This window comes from Amedibacillus sp. YH-ame10 (assembly GCF_053848885.1).
The window spans coordinates 18,941-38,235 of the sequence record NZ_JBSPFA010000028.1; the positions used below are offsets into that span (position 1 = coordinate 18,941).

20 protein-coding genes and 1 pseudogene are annotated in these 19,295 nt (G+C 33.0%); 5 read left to right on the forward strand and 16 right to left on the reverse strand.

The window, feature by feature from the left end:
- Window positions 1-12 precede the first annotated feature (12 nt).
- Both ACWG42_RS11725 and ACWG42_RS11730 read right to left on the reverse strand, forming a co-directional pair.
- Window positions 13-882 (reverse strand): patatin-like phospholipase family protein, encoded by an 870-nt coding sequence (locus ACWG42_RS11725; protein WP_455792556.1) that lies wholly within the window; start codon window positions 880-882, stop codon window positions 13-15.
- A 224-nt stretch (window positions 883-1,106) separates the two neighbouring features.
- Window positions 1,107-1,481 carry a hypothetical protein gene (locus tag ACWG42_RS11730; protein WP_455792558.1) on the reverse strand — a complete coding sequence of 125 codons (375 nt, stop codon included), beginning with the start codon at window positions 1,479-1,481 and terminating at the stop codon, window positions 1,107-1,109.
- Window positions 1,482-1,733: 252 nt separating this feature from the next.
- Here ACWG42_RS11730 and ACWG42_RS11735 point away from each other — a divergent pair, with 252 nt between their 5' ends.
- Together ACWG42_RS11735 and ACWG42_RS11740 are read left to right on the forward strand one after the other, a co-directional pair.
- A complete protein-coding gene (locus ACWG42_RS11735) occupies window positions 1,734-2,459 on the forward strand; it encodes a LytR/AlgR family response regulator transcription factor (protein WP_455792560.1) in 726 nt (241 codons plus the stop codon).
- A gap of 3 nt (window positions 2,460-2,462) precedes the next feature.
- The gene (locus tag ACWG42_RS11740; RefSeq protein ID WP_455792561.1) at window positions 2,463-3,800 is read left to right on the forward strand and encodes a GHKL domain-containing protein; all 1,338 of its coding nucleotides are present in this window, start codon (window positions 2,463-2,465) and stop codon (window positions 3,798-3,800) included.
- A gap of 444 nt (window positions 3,801-4,244) precedes the next feature.
- Here ACWG42_RS11740 and ACWG42_RS11745 read toward each other — a convergent pair whose 3' ends face one another.
- The 3 genes from ACWG42_RS11745 to ACWG42_RS11755 form a co-directional block, all read right to left on the reverse strand.
- Window positions 4,245-4,667, reverse strand: coding sequence for a DUF6508 domain-containing protein (locus tag ACWG42_RS11745; RefSeq protein WP_455792563.1), 423 nt, complete (start codon window positions 4,665-4,667; stop codon window positions 4,245-4,247).
- Window positions 4,668-4,735: 68 nt separating this feature from the next.
- Window positions 4,736-7,339, reverse strand: coding sequence for a DUF4268 domain-containing protein (locus ACWG42_RS11750; protein ID WP_455792565.1), 2,604 nt, complete (start codon window positions 7,337-7,339; stop codon window positions 4,736-4,738).
- Between the two features lie 329 nt (window positions 7,340-7,668).
- Complete coding sequence (locus ACWG42_RS11755) at window positions 7,669-10,224, reverse strand: NYN domain-containing protein (RefSeq protein ID WP_455792566.1); 2,556 nt, start codon at window positions 10,222-10,224, stop codon at window positions 7,669-7,671.
- A gap of 148 nt (window positions 10,225-10,372) precedes the next feature.
- Here ACWG42_RS11755 and ACWG42_RS11760 point away from each other — a divergent pair, with 148 nt between their 5' ends.
- From ACWG42_RS11760 to ACWG42_RS11770, 3 genes are read left to right on the forward strand one after another with little or no spacing between them, the layout of a single operon-like run.
- Complete coding sequence (locus ACWG42_RS11760; protein WP_455792567.1) at window positions 10,373-10,690, forward strand: PadR family transcriptional regulator; 318 nt, start codon at window positions 10,373-10,375, stop codon at window positions 10,688-10,690.
- Window positions 10,683-11,258, forward strand: a complete 576-nt coding sequence (locus ACWG42_RS11765) for a DUF1700 domain-containing protein (protein ID WP_455792568.1) — start codon at window positions 10,683-10,685, stop codon at window positions 11,256-11,258. Before ACWG42_RS11760 ends, ACWG42_RS11765 begins: the two co-directional genes overlap by 8 nt.
- A gap of 1 nt (window position 11,259) precedes the next feature.
- Window positions 11,260-12,396 (forward strand): DUF4097 family beta strand repeat-containing protein, encoded by a 1,137-nt coding sequence (locus tag ACWG42_RS11770; protein WP_455792570.1) that lies wholly within the window; start codon window positions 11,260-11,262, stop codon window positions 12,394-12,396.
- A 195-nt stretch (window positions 12,397-12,591) separates the two neighbouring features.
- Here the strand turns inward: ACWG42_RS11770 and ACWG42_RS11775 are convergent, their stop codons facing one another.
- The 11 genes and pseudogenes from ACWG42_RS11775 to ACWG42_RS11825 form a co-directional block, all read right to left on the reverse strand.
- Window positions 12,592-13,620 (reverse strand): serine hydrolase domain-containing protein, encoded by a 1,029-nt coding sequence (locus ACWG42_RS11775; RefSeq protein WP_455792572.1) that lies wholly within the window; start codon window positions 13,618-13,620, stop codon window positions 12,592-12,594.
- Between the two features lie 285 nt (window positions 13,621-13,905).
- On the reverse strand, window positions 13,906-14,397 hold the full coding sequence (locus ACWG42_RS11780) for a GNAT family N-acetyltransferase (protein WP_455792574.1): 492 nt from the start codon (window positions 14,395-14,397) through the stop codon (window positions 13,906-13,908).
- 25 nt (window positions 14,398-14,422) lie between these two features.
- Window positions 14,423-14,839: a DUF3795 domain-containing protein gene (locus tag ACWG42_RS11785; protein ID WP_455792575.1), complete on the reverse strand. Its 417-nt coding sequence runs from the start codon at window positions 14,837-14,839 to the stop codon at window positions 14,423-14,425.
- Window positions 14,840-14,871: 32 nt separating this feature from the next.
- Window positions 14,872-15,123: pseudogene (locus ACWG42_RS11790) on the reverse strand (GyrI-like domain-containing protein); the annotation flags it as partial.
- 24 nt (window positions 15,124-15,147) lie between these two features.
- Window positions 15,148-15,297 carry a hypothetical protein gene (locus ACWG42_RS11795; protein ID WP_455792577.1) on the reverse strand — a complete coding sequence of 50 codons (150 nt, stop codon included), beginning with the start codon at window positions 15,295-15,297 and terminating at the stop codon, window positions 15,148-15,150.
- Window positions 15,298-15,494: 197 nt separating this feature from the next.
- Entirely contained in the window at window positions 15,495-16,238 is a 744-nt protein-coding gene (locus tag ACWG42_RS11800; protein ID WP_455792579.1) for a class I SAM-dependent methyltransferase, read from the reverse strand.
- A 72-nt stretch (window positions 16,239-16,310) separates the two neighbouring features.
- Window positions 16,311-16,604: a DUF3795 domain-containing protein gene (locus ACWG42_RS11805; protein WP_455792581.1), complete on the reverse strand. Its 294-nt coding sequence runs from the start codon at window positions 16,602-16,604 to the stop codon at window positions 16,311-16,313.
- 469 nt (window positions 16,605-17,073) lie between these two features.
- Entirely contained in the window at window positions 17,074-17,238 is a 165-nt protein-coding gene (locus tag ACWG42_RS11810; protein WP_455792582.1) for a hypothetical protein, read from the reverse strand.
- Window positions 17,239-17,363: 125 nt separating this feature from the next.
- The gene (locus ACWG42_RS11815; RefSeq protein ID WP_455792584.1) at window positions 17,364-17,819 is read right to left on the reverse strand and encodes a hypothetical protein; all 456 of its coding nucleotides are present in this window, start codon (window positions 17,817-17,819) and stop codon (window positions 17,364-17,366) included.
- On the reverse strand, window positions 17,800-18,060 hold the full coding sequence (locus ACWG42_RS11820; protein ID WP_455792585.1) for a hypothetical protein: 261 nt from the start codon (window positions 18,058-18,060) through the stop codon (window positions 17,800-17,802). Before ACWG42_RS11820 ends, ACWG42_RS11815 begins: the two co-directional genes overlap by 20 nt.
- Before the next feature lie 361 nt (window positions 18,061-18,421).
- The gene (locus ACWG42_RS11825; RefSeq protein WP_455792586.1) at window positions 18,422-18,769 is read right to left on the reverse strand and encodes a DUF1016 N-terminal domain-containing protein; all 348 of its coding nucleotides are present in this window, start codon (window positions 18,767-18,769) and stop codon (window positions 18,422-18,424) included.
- Window positions 18,770-19,295 lie beyond the last annotated feature (526 nt).

Sequence of the window (19,295 nt, forward strand, 5' to 3'; positions counted from 1 at the left end):
ACATGTATTAATCTATTCATTCTGTAAGAATTTAATAACTTCTTCCAGTCTCTTTGATGCATCATCGTAGCCCTGTAGGTACAGATCAGAAAGTTTATCTTTATTCTTTTCAGTTCTTCCAATGGTGACTGGTTCATCTGGGGCAAGCACTAGTACCTTCCCTTGTGATTCCTGCCATGATACAAATTCAAGTTGTTTATTATAAACCTTATGACGCTCCATTCCCGCCTTTAATAATAAAGGGTATCGAAAATACATCACTCTACCAATAATCCTCGTAAAAATTCCTTCTGCTTTTTTTTGATATTTTCGATATTGCGTTAGAATAACAATACTTTTTTCATTACCATCATCTATCGCTTTAGCTAATGGAAGACTATCAGTGATGCCACCATCAAGATATTTGTTTTCATCAATCTTTACCATACGTGAAACCATCGGTAAAGAACAGGATGCTTGCAAATACGTTATCTCTTTTCGCATATCTTTTACCTTATGGTATTTAGGCTTCCCAGATTTTACATCACTACATACCATTGTCAATCGACTATCACTCTTTGCGAAAGTATCATAATCAAATGGATCAAGGAAATTCGGAATTTGATTATAAAGCATATCAACTCCAAAAAGATTTCCAGTGGTAAGCAAACTCCTAATACTACAATAGTTTTTATCATGTATGTAGTTCACTACCGTACGATAGGTACGCCCCTTTTGTTTCGCAATATAGTTCATACCACAAATAGCACCAGCGGAAACACCATAACAGTTTTTAATTTCAATTCCATGATCTAAAAAACAATCCAAAACCCCCGAAGTGTAAAGACAACGCATCCCACCACCCTCTAAAATAAGCGCTGTTTGATATTTTGTACGATTCATTTCTTATTCTACTACCTCTCTTTCTGCAGTTATACTGACTGTTTCTATGCAGAATCTTCTTTTTGTCTATCCATGAAATAACAGAATAATCTTCGTTTACATCCTATAACATCGTTTTATAAAGGTATGTTACTTATGATTAACTCTAGTACCATGTAAATCAACGAGTTCTATAGAATCCATGCGTGTTGTGAAATCACATGTTATTTCGATATAGATTTGTTTCAGACGATACTTAGCTGTTTCGAAATCAGCTCCAATGGCCTTTCCAAATCCAATCGCGTAAGTACCATTTCAACACCATAGTTCCGATAAGTACAAGCAATCTCAGTTTCCTTTGCACAATCGCAAGTATCAATAAGTATGCCAATCTTGCAATCTGACTTAATATCACGTATTTTGACAATTAACTCAAGTGTATTTTTTGTAGTTTTCAATATCACAGATTTATACTGATGCAAACGAAATGCATTTATAAATTCCTCATCATCTTCAAAGAGGGACACACTAGCGTACACACCATGTGAGTTCCAATAGTATTGAAGATTCTCGGAGAGTCTAGCTGCATTCTCAATGCTATTTGAGAGAATTGCTAACATAACAATATTCTCCTTTCTGAACTTACTGCTCCCAAACAGTATATTACTTACAATTTAAGCAGTATAATTATAGCAATCGACATAGTAAAAAAAACGCGAAGGCGTTTGAAAAGACTTTAAACGACATGAAAAATAACTGGTGTTTTATCTTCAAAAGTAAATATTATATTTGGGTCTTTAAACGTTGAGTTGTGACTATTTTACATGTATAATTTGAATTAGATATTCTTATCTATGAAGCGGAGGATACGTATGTATATAGCAATTTGTGATGATTCGAAAATAGAGCGCGATACTCTACTTACATATATTGACAGTTATTCCTGCGCGGAGTTATTAGATTATGTAGTAGAAGAATTTGAAAATGCTGAATCACTACTTACAATGGTAAAAAAAGAGACCCTGCATCCCGATATTCTATTTATGGATATTTACATGGATGGAATGACTGGAATGGATGCTGTTAAGCTTTTGAAAGCTGAAGGGTTTTCTGGTGCCGTCATTTTCACTACTACTTCAGAAAATCACGCGGTAGAAAGCTATAAGATTATGGCAGATGGGTACTTAGTGAAGCCCTATACAAATGAAGACTTCCATCAAACGTTCAAACGAGCAATTAGCAGTTATACTGAACACTTCAAATCAATTTCATTTCTTAGTGATCGTTTGGAATATAGAGTATTCTTAAAAGATTTGGAATTTATAGAAGTTGCGACACGTGGCTGTATACTTCATGTTAAAGGAAAAACAATCACAACCACAAAATCTATAGCTAACTTTGATGAAGAGCTAAAAACAGAGGGCTGTTTCCTACGATGTCATCGTGGATGTATTGTTAATATGAATTACGTAGCACGAATTGAAGATGATTATATTTTGATGAAGGATGGTGCCAAAGCTCAACTAACCATAAAAAATAAACCTTCCATAAAAAAAGCAATGTCTGACTACTTCTTTCTAAAGATGAGGGGGAATTAGTAAATGATACATAATGAATCCTTCATTTGGTCTTTCTTATTTGGAATTTTAAGTGTATATCCTTTTTTTCCTTTACGCCATGCGCCTGTAATGGATAGACTGAAAATACCTTTTTCTCGACTTATGCTTTATGCTACTGCCATTATGTTGGTACAAGGATGTTCATATTTATTTCTATCCTTTCACTATCCATTTGGAGAAGCTGTATTAGCCTGGCATCGTAAATTATTTATGATTCCTTATGTATTGCTTTCCTTAGCATTTATCAAGGATAGTAAAAGTAAAATACTGTTTATGGATTTCTTTATGGTTGGAATAGTTATGTCTGTAATTGATCTTTCCTATATCATAAATCGTACTTGGTTTGCGGATGCATTTGCTACAGCGCCCTATCGTACAGATGTTTTTGTACGAGGAACAATCACCTTGCTCATTTACCCTGTATTATTTCTTGTGTTTAAAAGAAGCATACGACCAATTATGCAAATTGAAGTCATTTCTATATGGAGAAACTTAACATGCATTCCCCTTACTTTCGCTATAATTTCAATTATCACCACAATGGAAGCTTTTGACCATAAGATTTCACTTATCATTTTATCTATCCGTTTTTCTATTATCATTGGGTCCATATTGGTGGTAGCGCTTCTTGCGAAGGTCATTAAACAAATGGAACTAGCAGTAAAGTTAGAAGAAAAAAGCAAGCAATCTGAACGACTTCTAGCTATACAAGGAGAGCAGTATGCTGCACTTCATCGCAATATAGAAGAAACACGAGCTGCACGACATGATTTACGTCATCAACTCGCGGTTATTTCGGCGATGGTGACATACAAAGAGTATGATAAATTAGCTCTCTTTGTAGAACAATATCGTAAATCTGTACCAACAGATAAAGATATGATGTTGTGTGAAAACTATACTGCGAACATTATTATCTGCCACTATATTTCACTTGCTCGATCAGAAGATATCCCTCATATAGATGTACAATGCGTCCTTGATAACAACAACGGAATAGATGATACTGATTTATGCGTATTGTTAGGTAATCTCTTAGAAAATGCTATCGAAGGTTGTAGAACTCTATCTGAAGAAAAACGAAAACTAAAGCTTCGTATTTCTTCACATGCCGGCAATTTAATGTTAACAATCGACAACACTTTTGATGGTAAATTACATCTTAACAATGGTGAAATTTTAAGTCGTAAAAGAGGGAATGAAAAAAAAGGTATCGGTCTATCTTCCGTTATGGTAGTGGCTGAAAAATATGATGGATTTTTACGATGGGACGTAAAGGATGGCTGGTTTTTAGTATCCGTTCAAATGAGTATAAAATAGCAGTAACTAAAACGATGAAAATAAAACAGGAAGTTTCTCCCACCATTGTAGGAAATAAGCAAAATGTCACCCTCCCTCGCTTTATATAATTAAGCACTAGTCCATTACGAACTAGTGCTTTTATTTGTACTTACCCTATGTAAAATGAAATAGTATTGAAGAGCAATAAAAATAAACAACCATGTAGTTTTATAAAGAGTTCCAAAAGAATTCTAGGTTATAAGAATACTAGAAATCGATTGTATTTCATAAGTTAAGTAATAGTAATGGTATGACATTATGAATGTAAGAAGGCATGCTATCTACTTTGAAAACAATAGCACTATTATAAGATTATTCATAAACAGAAATAAAACTGAAAATTCAAATATACAATTGCACATACATATCAAAGCAATTCCACTTACATCAATATTTGCCAGCTATTCAATCTTATAAGATTTATTAACATTGATTTTCATCGATCTCTCCTAAATACGAAAGCCACCTTTTTATACTTCCATTCTTAAAAAAGCTCAATAATGTGCCTTCACACATTCGATTTGCTCGTACGATAGCTAATAATAGAGCTAGCACACAACGTTCATCAACATTTGTTAAATCAGCTTCTTCCATTGACTCGCTAGACCACTTGATGCCATGACTTTCTAAGATATCGCTATATTGTTTTAGTTCCAAATTTGGATTTGCTTCCACAAATTTATAAATATCCTTTTCAAAGTCTATTATCATTTTGGAATAACTTACAAAAGGCATTTGGATAGGATTATCTATAGTACCTTCATTTTTATTATCTATAACCCACTCGCCAAAATTGTCATCATCAATATAGTTTAAATATTTCGTTAACTCATTATATTTACCCATTACATTTGACCTCCATAGCTACTTATATTTATCGCACACACTCTAAAACAAGGATTTAATTTGTTTTTCTATACCATCAGCTTGTCATCACTGGAAGTTTCTTCTTCAAGTTCATCAACGGCTATAAGTGCATTGCACAATTTATCATATTTATCAATCATCCAAGTAAACAGTTCTGCTTGTTTAGATGGATTAAAAATCTCGCACTCTTTTCTATAAATAATTCGTTTAGCAGTGCTTTTATGTCTACTTGAATACCAATCAAATTTATCTCCAAACGATGCCTCTATCTCTTCTTTTTTACTCTCAAGACGTCTAAATGCCTCATCGTTATAAGCGTAGATAAGCAATGATAAATACTTCCCTTTTGTTAACGTAAATGAAAAATGAAAGTCAGCATTGATAACAGGAATATCATACCAATTCTGAGCATAAGGTTTTCTAGATGCAATATCCTCTTCACGATTTTTTTGCTTACAGAAGTCTACAAAATTAGTCCAATACATTAACTGGTGATTGCCTAGTTCTTGATTTATAATAAATTGACTATCATTTGATTCCAGTTCCTCCGTTTCTTTATCCAAGGATTCTGATACTTGAATTGGTTCTGGTATCTTTCTTTGATCAACAGCAAACGCAACATAAATAAGCTTATCTATCTGTTCTCCTGTATAACTAAACTGCCAGCGCTCCTCCATAAATCTCAAAAGTGATTTACTTCTCTTGTATATTCTATCCGCAGACCAATCGATTTCTTTTGAAACCTCAATTTCTGAATGTGATCCATTTTGGTATCCGCGTCTTCCATAAGATTTAGATGTTTTTTTATCCTCAAAACTATCGTTCTGTAATGCAGAATTTATACTTTGAGACAAGGGTAGCAAATTACCTAATGCACAAGAAAGAAGTGCTATTTCATTTGTATTAAATTGTCTGAACTGATTGCGCCAATAGTATTTATTAGGTGTCTGTGGCAAAATATGCTCAATGGATATTTTATCTTTTTCCGTTTTTGTAAACATCTCCCAACTTAACTTATCAAGGTTATATTTTTGTGCAAGATGTAATTCATATTCATAAAGAAAATATTTGATAGAATTCCAATAATAAAACCCTCCCATATTATCAAAGTGCTTTTCTATCTTTGTTACATAGTTTGGTAAAGCGTACTCAATATTTACATTTGTAATGTCGATTATATCATCAATCAAATCATCTATATCCATATGGTTAAGGTAAATACTTCTGGTCGCGCGATAATACTCACTACTTCTAAATGTCGCGTTGAAAGAACCAAGTCTAAAACATATGAAGACAAATCTCTCAATCGCTTTAAAAATATCAATTCTTTGCTTTTCTGTGAAATCTCTACGACTTATAATTACCATTACCAATGGTCTAAAATATCCGATTCCGATACGGTTTAATCTATCTACCCATAACTTTTCTTCCTTAGTAAGGACTTCACTTTCCACTGGAAAGAAAGTATCATACCAAAATTTTGCGACGTCTTTTAAGCTCTTGACGTAAGCTAAAATCTCTTCAAATTTTAAATTTGATTCATCATAGGCTTCTGATTCGGTTGTTCCTTGTTCAAGATCATCATTATCAAAATCATTATCGTAAGTATTCTCTTCTAATGTTTTTTCAATAACAACTGTATTTTTTGTAAAGATATTCTTTGCAGAAAACTTATTCAATAGGAAATGAATATAATCATCACCTTTTCTACGTGAGTAACCAAAATAACATATCCAGTGTGCTCTCAAAAATTCATCATCCGATAATGATATTTTTTCATTTCGACCTAATTGGTAATAGACTTCTTTCCAGGCATCATTTATCCGACCTCTAAGATCACTCTTATCAAGTTCGTCATACACTGAATCTGAATATAATGTTGTTAAATATATCAGTCTATTCTTTAATAGTTCAAGATTGGTTAATTTTTTTCCTCGATTGTTCATAGTTTCAAACGCGACAAACACATCGTAGTCATCTGAAATTTCATGGATATTAAACATTAGTTGTAAAGTCAACTTCAAATATAGATTGTTAAGACCCTCTTCACCCTCTACTTCATATAAAGCCAGTAGATTTTTATTAAAAAACGCCTTTGCTAATTTCAAATTTTTCGTATAATATGTTTCATTTATAGCACCAGCGTATGGTTCATTGAAAATACGGTATCTAAGGTAGCCTGCACTGGGATTATCTATCTCATAACCAAACAAATAAGTAGAAATTTGGTTATGAGGAGGCCGATGTTGACATATATACTTTGCTACGATTTCTTTCAATGTGTCGTAACCAAGTACTATTTCATCGTCAGTTTTTCCTTTATTATCCTTTAGCCCACGAGTAAACTCCACGATTTCATTTAGAAGAATTACGAAAGTTGTTAATCTTTGTTGACCATCAACAATGTAACAAGGTTTAAATCCTTTATCTACTATCCAAATATCAGTACCCCAGCTTTCCACTTCTGATTTATTAAGCATTTTCAATGATAGCAATCCTGTATAATGAAATCTTCCTTCCTGAAGATTGGTCAAGTCATCCCAAAAATCAACCAATTGTGGTTGCTGCCACGCATATCCACGCTGATAATCAGGTATTCTAAACAATTTATTTTGAAACAATAATGATAAAGATTGTAATTCATTTGACATATAAACCACCTCATATTATTTTCCTTTTATTATATCATTTTTATACCATACTCAATATAATTTTCTTCTATATCTGTATCGTTGATATCCTTTATCATACAACAATTTAACGATATATAAAAATTAATTTCTCAATTATATCAAAAATTATTCAAATGACCAATTAGATAATTATACTGTCTTCTATATAATAGTAAAACCACAAGAGTCTCACTTCTATTGAATTTTGATATGGACTCATATTTAGTTAATAGTGATACCATAATAACCTTCTAGTTCTGCATAGTACACTAGTTTATTTTGGTTTTCAAATGCAATAAACGCTTCGTTTATTCATTCATCTTTCGTAAATCTTCCAGCATACGATTTCCAACCTTGGATTGTCGACTTTCAAATTCCGCTCGATTTATTTTCGCGATAAAATTCAATTCATTTTGTAATTCCCTAGCGGACATACGACGAGCACCTTGTGCACTTACAATAAGTTGTTCTAATGCATCGGAAGTTGCAACAGTAATATTGTACTTCTCTGCAAGTTCATGTGTTGTTTTTTCTATATAGTTATCTGCCGTTTGAGCAGTCTTCGTATAAACGATATAAATACTTCCATTATAATATTCTTTCTGCATGCGCTCTGGTACGTTATACGCATCGAACACAAGGATCAATATACATTTCTTATACCCTTGAAAACTACTCATATAATGTGTTAATTGATTTCGAGCAGCATCTAGATTTTCACGTGCCATCTCTTTTAAATTTTCCCAATCATGTATGATATTGTAACCATCTACAATAAAACATTGTGGCTTTGTTTCTTTTACTTGTATTGTCCGCTCATCAAGTGCTACCCGCTTTTCTTTTACTCTTGGTTTTACTTCCCCATAGGTCATACGCATGACGCGTTCCACCTCCGCATCATTGACATGATAGTTGCGTTGTTTTACTACTTGGGATTGTATGCTAAGTGGTGTCCAACATGCCTTTACATGCATATGGTCATAGACTTCATTCCATGGTACATAAAATCCTGCCCCATGTGCACAAAATATAGAACCAGTTGGATGCTCTATATCTCGTTCACTATCATAGGCAATTTCTTCTATGATATCCTGTGCATGACTACATTCTTCATACCCCTGTAAACGACATACAAGTTTTCCTTTTCCTTTGGTATATGCATGCAACTCCATTTGATAGTTTTGCATAGCGGATACTGGTGCACTTCCTTGTAGTGTTACACTTTGTTCATCTTCTTTTACAATTTCATAGGAAGCATAGCGCATTTGTATATCGTGCATTGCCTTACTCAAATATTGACGAGGTATTTCTAAGCGAAAGGAATAATATGGTTCAAGTAATATACTTGTTGTTGATTTCAAGCCTTGCCGTATAGCACGGTAAGTTGCTTGTCGAAAATCACCACCCTCTGTATGCTTTAAGTGCGCTTTACCACCAATCAATGTTATTTTTATATCTGTAATAATCGAACCTGTAAGAACTCCAATATGTTCTTTTTCTTGAAGGTGTGAAAGTACTAAACGTTGCCACTGTCTAGGTAATACGTCTTGAGAACATGTTGTTTCAAATACCATTCCGCTATTTCGTGGAAGAGGCTCTAACAATACATGTACCTCCGCATAATGGCGAAGTGGTTCAAAATGACCAACACCTTCGATAGCTTTTGTGATAGTTTCTTTATAAACAACGCTACCTTGATCAAAGGAAACATCTATGTTCACTCTTTCCTTTATCCGTTGTTTCAATACTTCAATTTGAATCTCACCCATAAACTGTATTGTGATTTCTTGATGAGCTTCTTGAAAATGTACACATAATTGAGGATCTTCTTCTGCCAATAACAAGAACTGCTTATACATATTGGAAATATCACAACCTTTTGGTAGAAGAACTTTATAGTTTAAATAAGATGTCAATACAGCTGGTGATGCATCACTCTGTATTCCAAAACCTTCTCCGACAACAACATGCTTCAACCCCTTAACCGCACACACTTGCCCTGCGACAACTTCATTTACCACTTGATATTTACTTCCTGAGTACAAGCGAATCTGATCCACTTTCTCTAAATCGTTCACTTTTTCTTTTGCTTGTAAGGTACCACCAGTAATTTTCATATGGGTCAGCTTATTGCCTTGTTCATCTCGTGTGATTTTATATACTTTCGCACCAAATTCTTCTGGATATACTTTCGTATCGGTAAAGCAGTGCAGCGCATCTAACAATGCTTCCACACCATCCATTTTTAATGCAGAACCAAAAAAGCAGGGGAATATATGTCGCTTTGCAATATGTTTACGAATGGAATCTTGTGCTATTGTAGTATTCTCTATGTATTCATTCAAAAGTAGATCATCACAAAGTGAAATACGCTCCATCCAATCCTCATCCTGTGATGTAAAATCTATACAGGATGCATGAAATTTCTGTTCTAATTCCCTCATCATATGCGTGTTATCAACATGTGCAATATCCATCTTGTTTATAAAAATAAACGTTGGAATTTTGTAATGTTGTAGCAAATTCCATATCGTTTCACTATGCACTTGTACTCCATCTAGAGCACTAATGACCATAATAGCATAATCAATAACTTGTAAAGTTCGTTCCATTTCTGTAGAAAAATCAACATGCCCAGGTGTATCCAATAAGGTAATCCTTGTATTTTCCCATTGTAGCATGGCCTGTTTCGAATAAATGGTGATACCACGATTTCGCTCTTGTTCATCATAATCTAAAAAAGTATCTTTATGATCGACTCTTCCTATTTTGCGTATCGTCCCACTCTTATATAACATGCTTTCAGATAATGTTGTTTTACCTGCATCTACATGTGCTAAAGTACCAATAATTAAATTTCTCATGTGCTCACTCTTTTCATAAGTATATTATAACAGTCTCCTTCTTAAAACTCATTCTTATATTACAAAAAACGTTAGAAATAAATATTTTACAATTTATTGACAGCATATACTATGCAATGTATAATATAGTGCATAAGGAGGTATAGAAATGGACATACAATTAAAAAAAGGATTATTAGAAATATGTGTATTAACAGTTTTAAAGAAAGAAGATTCTTATGGTTATAAAATCGTAAAAGACATCTCTCCTTATATTGAAATTTCAGAATCAACACTATATCCAATACTACGACGCTTAGAGAGTAATGAATGTTTAGATATCTACTCAGTGGAACATAATGGACGATTGCGTAAATACTATAAAATCACAAACGAGGGACTTGCGGCCATTGATGATTTTTTAAATGATTGGCAACAAGTAATGGATGTTTATGATTTTATAAAAGGAGGAAATGAAGATGCGTAAAGCAATATTTTTAACAGAATTAGAAAAACAAATGATTGGTATTCCACAATTAGAGAAAGAACGATTATTAAATTATTACAATGAAACAATTGAAGATGCCATGGAAGATGGTATAAGTGAAGAGGAAGCAGTCACATCACTGGGTGCTATGGAAGACATCCTAAAGCAAATACATGCGGAACACCAGACTCTTGTACAACCCAATGAAGTGAGCAAATCACATACACCCTATGCACGCTATATTTTATTATTCTTTTTTTCTCCATTTTGGTTAACAGGAATCGCGATGATCATAACGCTTTATTTAATGTATATTACTCTAGTCTTATTGCTAGGTTGTGCACTCTTGATACCATTTGTTTTCTTCTTAGCAGGATGCTTTAATATCACAGGAATCATGTTATCCAACTTTGCGTCTGGTATTGTTTTATTTGGTACTATGTTAGTATCAATTGGTATCACACCTTTACTATATTGGTTATTCATACAAAGTATTCAACTAGCAAAGCTGCTATATTGCAAAGGCATCGAAGCAGGCAAAAAAACATGGAGAAAGGTGGTAGCATAATATGAAAAAATTTAATTCCGTTTTAAATAAGCGAATACTTACTATTTGTATTGGGCTACTAATTACAGGTTGTATTATATGTGGTATTGGTTTTAGCCTTGTAGATTTTGATATTTATAAATTAAACCCAGAACCAACAGGAAAAATTATAAGTAAAGAAAAGACTGTTGAGAAACAAAATATCGATACCATTCATGTGGATGTACATCATGCCAATGTGACAATTGAGCGAATTGAAGGTGACCAATTTCAACTACAATATGAAGAAAAAGAAGAGAACCCAATAAAAGTTGAGGTGACAAGTAATACACTATCTATGTATCAAAAAGGAAAAACAAAAATTCTACATTTTGGTTGGATGGAGTTTCAAGATAACAATATGTTAAATATCAAACTTCAGGTTCCTAGTGATTATGTAGGTGACCTCTCTGTGTCAACTTCTTATGGAACACTGAAAGTAAGTGATATCACTGGAATCGATGAGCTATCAATTGAAAATGATCACGGTGATATGATAGTAAGTAATATGGCAGTCTCTGAACTATCCATTACCAATGCTTATGGCGCAATACAAGTAAGTGATATCAAAAGTGTAAAAGAAACCTCCATTGAGAACGAGCACGAGGATATTGAAATTGAGAATATAGAAGCAACAAAAATCTCTCTTACAAATGCCTATGGCGCTATTACAGCAGAGCACATCATAAGTCAGCAAGATATTACTTTAGAGAATGAACACGGTACTCTTGAACTTGATGATATTCAAGCAAGCAACTTCAAAAGTACAACGTCATATTGTGCCATTGATATCGATACTATGAAAATCGAAAATGAACTACATATTTACAATGAGCATGACAATGTAACTCTAACAAATGCACAAAGTAAAAAAAGCACATTTGAAATATCCTATGGCGATGTTGTTTTAAATAAATGGATGAGTGATGATATAACACTAGATGTAGAGCATGGAAATATTACAAGTAGCATCCTTGGCAAGGAAAATGATTACCATATAACAACCAATGTTGAGCATGGGGAAAATAACCTTGCGAATGAACGCAATAAAGACAAAACAAAAAAACTTAACGTTACGTTAAGTTATGGGGACTTGGATGTGGAATTTTTAGAGCAATAAAACATACTACCTAATGAAACGCAATCAACATTTAAAGTTGATTGCGTTTTTCTCCACTTATGTAAATTTAGCTAGATTAATCATCACAATGAGCAGCGTAATTGTAGGCTCATTCACAACCACCTCTAGGTGTACACTGCATTTTGCACCATGTATCGCTTAGTGGACCAATGTAGTAATCTTTTGACTCCATGTTTATTTCTGCTTCAATAACAATTCCTGCACTAGGTCATGTAATTTCCAGACATTGCAGTCCTGGTTACCTAAAATGGTAAAGGTTGTATCCAATGTTGGATAATACGAAGTAATATTGCATACACCTGCGTTGCAACCTTCTTTATAAATACTCGTTATTACCCTATTTCGCTCTATAAACTCAAATCCATAACCGTATTTGATAATCACATCGCCTTGCAGACGTTTCTGCTCTGTCTGCGGTGTGAGCATCTTTTCGTAGATAGGGCTTTTTCTTAAGGTACGAATGAATCTATCCAAGTCATACACCGTGGTATAAGCTCCACTGTCTCCTGTTCCAATTGGCGGATAGGAGTAGATATTTTTCTTCCAGATTTGTTCTGTTTGATTAAAGTAGTAGCCCTCTGCGATATTCTCACCAATATGGTCCATTGAGTGAAAAAGTGTACTTTGCATACCAAAGGGTTTGAAAATGCGCTCTGTGATAAACTCACGGTATCCTTTGCCTGAAATTTTTTCAATTACCAATCCCAATAGAACAAAGGCACAGTTATTATAACGCACAGCAGTTCCGGCCTTGAAGTTGGACTTTTTGTAAGCGAAGTTTTTCAAAAAATCCTTATTCTCCCGAAAAGCGTAGTTTGGAGAATCCACGAAGAGTGCTGAATAATCCTCACCAGATTCTTCATCTGCATCATCAGCAATCCCAGAGGTGTGTGTCAGTAGATGGCGAATTTCCACATCCGTAGAGATTTCCGTATTGGACAGGTCAACAAGGTCATGAATTTTATCTGTGAAGCGTAGTTTTCCTTCACTCTCTAATAAAACAATACCAGATGCGGTAAAAAGCTTGGTAACCGAAGCCGTGTCAAAACGGGTATGAATATGGTTTGGAATTTGATACCCTTTATGCGCATAGCCGGAGGTAAACTCGAACGTGGTGTTATCACCTCGTTTGATCAGCGCCACACCAGAAAAATTGTGTTCGTTTACATAACTGTTAAATAGTTCTTTTATTTTCTCGCTCATTTAACCCATCTCCTTCTTCGCTACTAATATAGTGGTTCTCCCCTCTCTTCATCATTGATTAAATTCCAAACAATGTATTTCCTCTTTCAATCAGTTAATAAACCAAGCATTAGCAAATCCATAATTAAAATTTTTTTAGATTATTGGATTATTATCTAGAAATAATACATATCCATATTTTAATGTATTTCAAAAACATGTGTGCCCAGATCAAATCAAAAGTCTTTTTTCTCATCTCTATCATGCTCAATTTCTATTATAACTATCCTCCCTACCATAGATCTTTTAAAGTGATTTTTCTTTGATATAACGACTTTGTATAGGATCAAACAGAATGAAGCCACAAGACCTTAAAACTCCTTCAGAAGCCTTGTTACGTTCATCAATATCCGCTGTGATTCTCAGTGCATCAGGAAGAGAAAATATTTTATCTATTAAGGCCATTATCATTTGTTTCCCTACTCCTTTTCCAACACAAGATTCTTCACCTATAAGATAATCAATCCCATAAGACCCTTCTACTGCTAAATCACCAAAATCCTCATCACTATCTTTGCAATTGTAATACTGACATAATCCAATTGCCTCACCTTCATACATTACTATGAAGTGATGCAACCATTTAAACTGATTATCACGTTCTTTAATTTCCATCATCCAGTCATCAAGTGTTACTCCCATATGAGGTATCTCATACCATTTTTTTACATGATCTTTGTGTAACCATGTTTCGATTAATGGGATATCACTTTCATTGAGTTTTCTTAATTCCAACATAACATTCTCCTTCATTTTTAATATTCTACTTTATCATTGGTTCTTGGCATTCACTACATTCCTTATCATGGATAGAAATGATTCCTTTACATATTGGGCATGTATACTTTTCTTTTTGTTCTTTCATAAATTCCCCTAATCCTTTTTCCTTAACAGATTTACTATTTTCCATAAGGCTCGTTTGATAGCGTTTATTATAACTTTTCTCAAGATTTTTTATGAGTTTACAAGGAAAATCTATCCATTCATAACAATATGTAATTGGCTTCAAATTAACACAATCTTTTATTCTACACTTCCGACAATGCTCTGGTTTTCCTTTATCACTATTTAAGCAACCAGCACATGTTTTTTTATGATAACAATGCTTATAACAAACCTTACAATTCATTCCACAAGGAGCAAACATATTTGTATCAATATCTTTATCATTCATTATCATTAGTTCATCTCCTTTTCAAATTATAATTTATTCTACTTTATAGATACATATATTTCTATATCCACATTCTCTGTATTACTATTTGGAAAGACTTCAAAATCACATATATAACTTCGTTCTATTTTCATTCTATTAAGTTCTTTCCAAAACAGTGGTACAACGTGATGTACTTCACCATGTAAACTGAATTTTGCATATTCCCCAGCTGGAATTGTAAATTCTACAATGTTATCTTCTAATGTTTGGTTATGACTTATTTCGCATGCTATCATGGCTGTACATCCATTCGCAAAGTCAAAATATAGACCCTATGCTTTTGTATCAACAATTCCTTTGTTGTTGAAAATCGCTTTAGAGTAATACTCTCCCCACAATGACATTGGAGGACTTTGTACGTCTATGTGCTTTGTGATTCCTGCTAATAATTTCTCAGGTAACTCAACAATTTCATAATTCATTGCCATCCCTTCTTTCTTGGTGTATTACTGCGCTATACTTCTTTATCGCACTGCTTTATATACTAGAATTTGTTCAAATACAACAAAAATTTCTATAACAGTTCCCCACTCAAGTTATCTAGTTGTTTTGATATTCCGATTTTTTGTCTATTCAATAAATGAGTCCCCACAAAAACTTTGCTTTGCACTTTATAACGTTATTGATTATGCTTTGCTACAACAATAAGTCTTCTACTGTTTTTATCATAAGGACTATTATCATAGTCACCATAAATTTGAATATATTCAAACCCCGCTTTACTTAGTAGGCGTTTATAATCATCGTCGAGGATAATTTTATAAACTATATCATATTGATTGTTTTCTAAACGATCTTTTGAATGATATAAATCTAAAACGTGTATGGTTTGAAATTTGTTGTTATGTTCTTTTACAAATATCCTAGAGAAATCATCTCTATTCACAACCACTTCTATAGAGGGAAGCGTTAATGAATAATGTGTTGTTCCCTGTGTCAATATGAGCACTCCATTTTTATTCAATCTACTCTTCATAGACTGAAGTGCTTTTATCAAGTCTTCTTCATTGTGCAAGTGAGGCAATGAGGTAGTTAGACAAACAATAGCATCAAACTTTTCGGAAAATACATGCTCTAAAGATCTAAAATCACATTGACGTAAGGGTATCTTCTTTCCAAGATCACCAAGGTTTTTTGCAGCAACCTCAAGCATTGAAGCTGAATAGTCAGAACCAAAAACATGTAATCCCATTTCAGAAAACATATATAAATGCTGCCCCGTTCCACAGGCACAATCTAGTAAAGTTTCTACATTGTTCTCGATAAATACTTTCTTAAAAAACTCCTGCTCACTTCCTAGATAATCTCTGATGTTTCCAAACTCATCATAATCAAATGCAAAATTTTTATAAATATCTTTCATTTTATTTACCTCACAGATCACAGTTATCCACTCCTATAGATTCAGAATTTATTTAGTTATTTTAATATAAGATTATCGATCCATTGAACGAAGTTGCTCTAATTGTTTTATAAAATCATTAGTATTCTCTTCTTCACTCTTTGTAGGATCTGTGCCATCATATCTTTTACAAGGAAGCTTTTTACACTTTCCACAATGTGATAAATCCTTTTGGTTTACACAACACTCATATATAGCACATACTTCTTCATCTGTGAATTGAAGCCAAAATGCATGTCCTTTAATCTTAGGACATCCTTCACAATCTGTAGGATAGTATTGACATTCTGAACAAACAACGCCACAGCAACTAATAACTTTATCCATGCAACCATTCTCCTTCACTATTTCTATTAAATTAATTATAACATTGAAATTTTATCTATTATATAGAATAATAAAACTTTGTTAAAAAAAGAATTCTATAACATTTTGTATAGGTTTTTCTCTCACCTGCACCATATATTAAAGAACCATAAAAAAAGCATCCACCACTCCATGTCGTTTAGGATGCTTTTCTTGCTTTTCAATCCAGGGTACCTTTACATCACATAACTATTCATCCAATTTTGTTTCAAATTGCCAAAGGATATTTCCTCCCAAATTTAAAATTCTTGGATGATATCCATTTTATAAATCTACAATATTGTCTGAACACTTTCATTCTGTTTATACACCAAACTATATTATTAGATTTACATATCTTTTTATAGATAGACCAAATAAATTATCAAAATATATCTATTGAATTAAATACTATTTTAGCCAAGAAACTTTATTTTTAAATAAGTTATAATTACTTTGTACGATAAGTATAAATACCATCTAAAATTCCATTTGATAATTTTTTAGGTGATAAACCATAACTAGCACCACTTGTAGAAGAGATAAAATGATTACTTTGTGAATATTTATCATAATAAGATGTTCCATAAACTTTCGTAAAATATGGAGCAAACATTATGTAACCTGTTGTTCCACTTGCTACAGAGTATGAAACACCAGAATTAGCCCCTGTAGATGCTGAAACATTCCACGTTCCTGAAATACTTCCCTTTATTGCTCTACTTACATCACCACTAACTCCTACTGATACTGAAAACGAGTCACTACAGATACACTCGTACTTGCTGTAACAGTACCAGGACCTCTTACATCAGCTGATGCCTTATAATTAGAGCCAGTGACTACTGTTTGACCTGATTTGACAAATCTTGATATATAATAATACATAGGTATTTCTCTAGGTTTTAAACTTTCAACACTAGTGTCGATGAAATCTACTGAATCCGCCCTTTCTGTAGTATTGAGAGTGACTTGATATTCAGCCAAATTAATTTCTACTAAGTTTTCATTTTCATCATATCCAAAAGCTGAAAGAATTTTACTGTCATCTTTAGTGTTTTGTAAATAAACAACTCCTTCTTCATCATATTTTACTTCCCAATCCACTTTTTCGTTTGCTTTTATATATGTTGTTCCCGAAATAAAAGTGAATACAATTGTAAATACAGATACAAAACTAGTGATTTTTCTTTTCATGAATTTTCTCTCCATTTTCTGTTTTAGAAAAGATTAAATAAATCGAAATCAAAGAACAAATAATAACAATGACTAATGCTGGTTGACTCACAAATTCGGATTCTGTTTTGTTAAAATCTGCAACTTGTGTGGCTAAGTAAGAATAGTATGAAACTTTCGCTAATTGCATGATTATAGCGAATAGGGATGCTGAAAGAAAAAGCATCATAAATCCATATTCTTTTTTTGTTATTCTTATCATATCTTCCCCTCCTTTTGAGATATTTCTTGATAATTTATATCTCAATTATAACCTGGAAACATAAAAGATGTCTATTGAATAAACAGTGTAGAATATCGGATAAAACCTCACTATCATAGTATTGCAAAAGATTCAAAACCTTAGTAAGATTTATAATATTTGTTTTCCTGTGGGGTGGTTTTGATACTATTTTTCTTTTTCCTATCTGATTTTCTTGTCTTTTGAGTTTCTCCAGCCGAGTGCCTTATTGAGAATCTATCAGCCCTAATCGAATATTCGATGTCGATAATCTGATTATCAATACGTCAGGTGGAAGTCAGTTTTTTGACACTTGCTAAAGCACAGAACTTCGATTTGTCGTTTAAACAACGGCTTTTATTATGTCAAATATTGTTAATTTTACGTTGTATTTGTAGTATGTGTGGCATATAGATATATCTTTAGATTTTCTTATTATTAAAACATGGTGCCCGTTGGTACTGAATATACTATTCCTAAACATCAACAGGCTATTAAGGATTCGAGGCACTGGATTCATAAAACATATAAAAGCGTTTATATATTTTAAATTAGTAACTGAAAATCCTTTCATATCTGGAAATTCATTTTTCAGTGATTGACTTAACGTACTATAAAACCCAGACACGTAAATCAATTCAGTTTTCCTCTCAACTATATCTTTTTCAAAATACCAATACAATTTCAACATTCCTTATTGAACTGTACCACTGCTTGCAATTGACTTGTCTGGTTTTTATCTTTTAATGTTAACACCCAATCTTTATATGTGCATCATTTGCTATTTTAAAATCATATTTCATGTGGTAATCCCCCAGATTCAATATTCATAATTTATTATTTAGAATCACTTATCTTATTTTGTCATATCCATTCCAGATAAAAAGAACCTGTTATCCCATTCGTAACAAGTTCATCTTTTTATTATTTAAGAACTCTAAACTTTTGTAGGGTTGTACTTTTTAAAAAAACCTTTCATGATAGAATTAATTTGTCCAATTAATCTATTACGAAAGGAGTTGGGAATATTCCCTTAAATGATTTTATCACACATGTTTTCAATTTAACAGAGGACATGATTCTTTCTTATGAAGTTGTTAAAGATAATGGAGTTATTCATCATTATATTACACTTCGAATTAAACCTTGTATTTGCCCTAACTGTTCTTCGTCTGAGCTCCATATAAAGGAGTACAGAACACGTATTATTAAACATG

Coding starts and splice junctions, on each gene's coding strand:
- ACWG42_RS11725 (WP_455792556.1), bottom strand. CDS start 882: ATGAATCGTACAAAATATCAAACAGCGCTTATTTTAGAGGGTGGTGGG.
- ACWG42_RS11730 (WP_455792558.1), bottom strand. CDS start 1,481: ATGTTAGCAATTCTCTCAAATAGCATTGAGAATGCAGCTAGACTCTCC.
- ACWG42_RS11735 (WP_455792560.1), top strand. CDS start 1,734: ATGTATATAGCAATTTGTGATGATTCGAAAATAGAGCGCGATACTCTA.
- ACWG42_RS11740 (WP_455792561.1), top strand. CDS start 2,463: ATGATACATAATGAATCCTTCATTTGGTCTTTCTTATTTGGAATTTTA.
- ACWG42_RS11745 (WP_455792563.1), bottom strand. CDS start 4,667: ATGGGTAAATATAATGAGTTAACGAAATATTTAAACTATATTGATGAT.
- ACWG42_RS11750 (WP_455792565.1), bottom strand. CDS start 7,339: ATGTCAAATGAATTACAATCTTTATCATTATTGTTTCAAAATAAATTG.
- ACWG42_RS11755 (WP_455792566.1), bottom strand. CDS start 10,224: ATGAGAAATTTAATTATTGGTACTTTAGCACATGTAGATGCAGGTAAA.
- ACWG42_RS11760 (WP_455792567.1), top strand. CDS start 10,373: ATGGACATACAATTAAAAAAAGGATTATTAGAAATATGTGTATTAACA.
- ACWG42_RS11765 (WP_455792568.1), top strand. CDS start 10,683: ATGCGTAAAGCAATATTTTTAACAGAATTAGAAAAACAAATGATTGGT.
- ACWG42_RS11770 (WP_455792570.1), top strand. CDS start 11,260: ATGAAAAAATTTAATTCCGTTTTAAATAAGCGAATACTTACTATTTGT.
- ACWG42_RS11775 (WP_455792572.1), bottom strand. CDS start 13,620: ATGAGCGAGAAAATAAAAGAACTATTTAACAGTTATGTAAACGAACAC.
- ACWG42_RS11780 (WP_455792574.1), bottom strand. CDS start 14,397: ATGTTGGAATTAAGAAAACTCAATGAAAGTGATATCCCATTAATCGAA.
- ACWG42_RS11785 (WP_455792575.1), bottom strand. CDS start 14,839: ATGATAATGAATGATAAAGATATTGATACAAATATGTTTGCTCCTTGT.
- ACWG42_RS11795 (WP_455792577.1), bottom strand. CDS start 15,297: ATGAATTATGAAATTGTTGAGTTACCTGAGAAATTATTAGCAGGAATC.
- ACWG42_RS11800 (WP_455792579.1), bottom strand. CDS start 16,238: ATGAAAGATATTTATAAAAATTTTGCATTTGATTATGATGAGTTTGGA.
- ACWG42_RS11805 (WP_455792581.1), bottom strand. CDS start 16,604: ATGGATAAAGTTATTAGTTGCTGTGGCGTTGTTTGTTCAGAATGTCAA.
- ACWG42_RS11810 (WP_455792582.1), bottom strand. CDS start 17,238: ATGTTTGCTCCATATTTTACGAAAGTTTATGGAACATCTTATTATGAT.
- ACWG42_RS11815 (WP_455792584.1), bottom strand. CDS start 17,819: ATGAAAAGAAAAATCACTAGTTTTGTATCTGTATTTACAATTGTATTC.
- ACWG42_RS11820 (WP_455792585.1), bottom strand. CDS start 18,060: ATGATAAGAATAACAAAAAAAGAATATGGATTTATGATGCTTTTTCTT.
- ACWG42_RS11825 (WP_455792586.1), bottom strand. CDS start 18,769: ATGTTGAAATTGTATTGGTATTTTGAAAAAGATATAGTTGAGAGGAAA.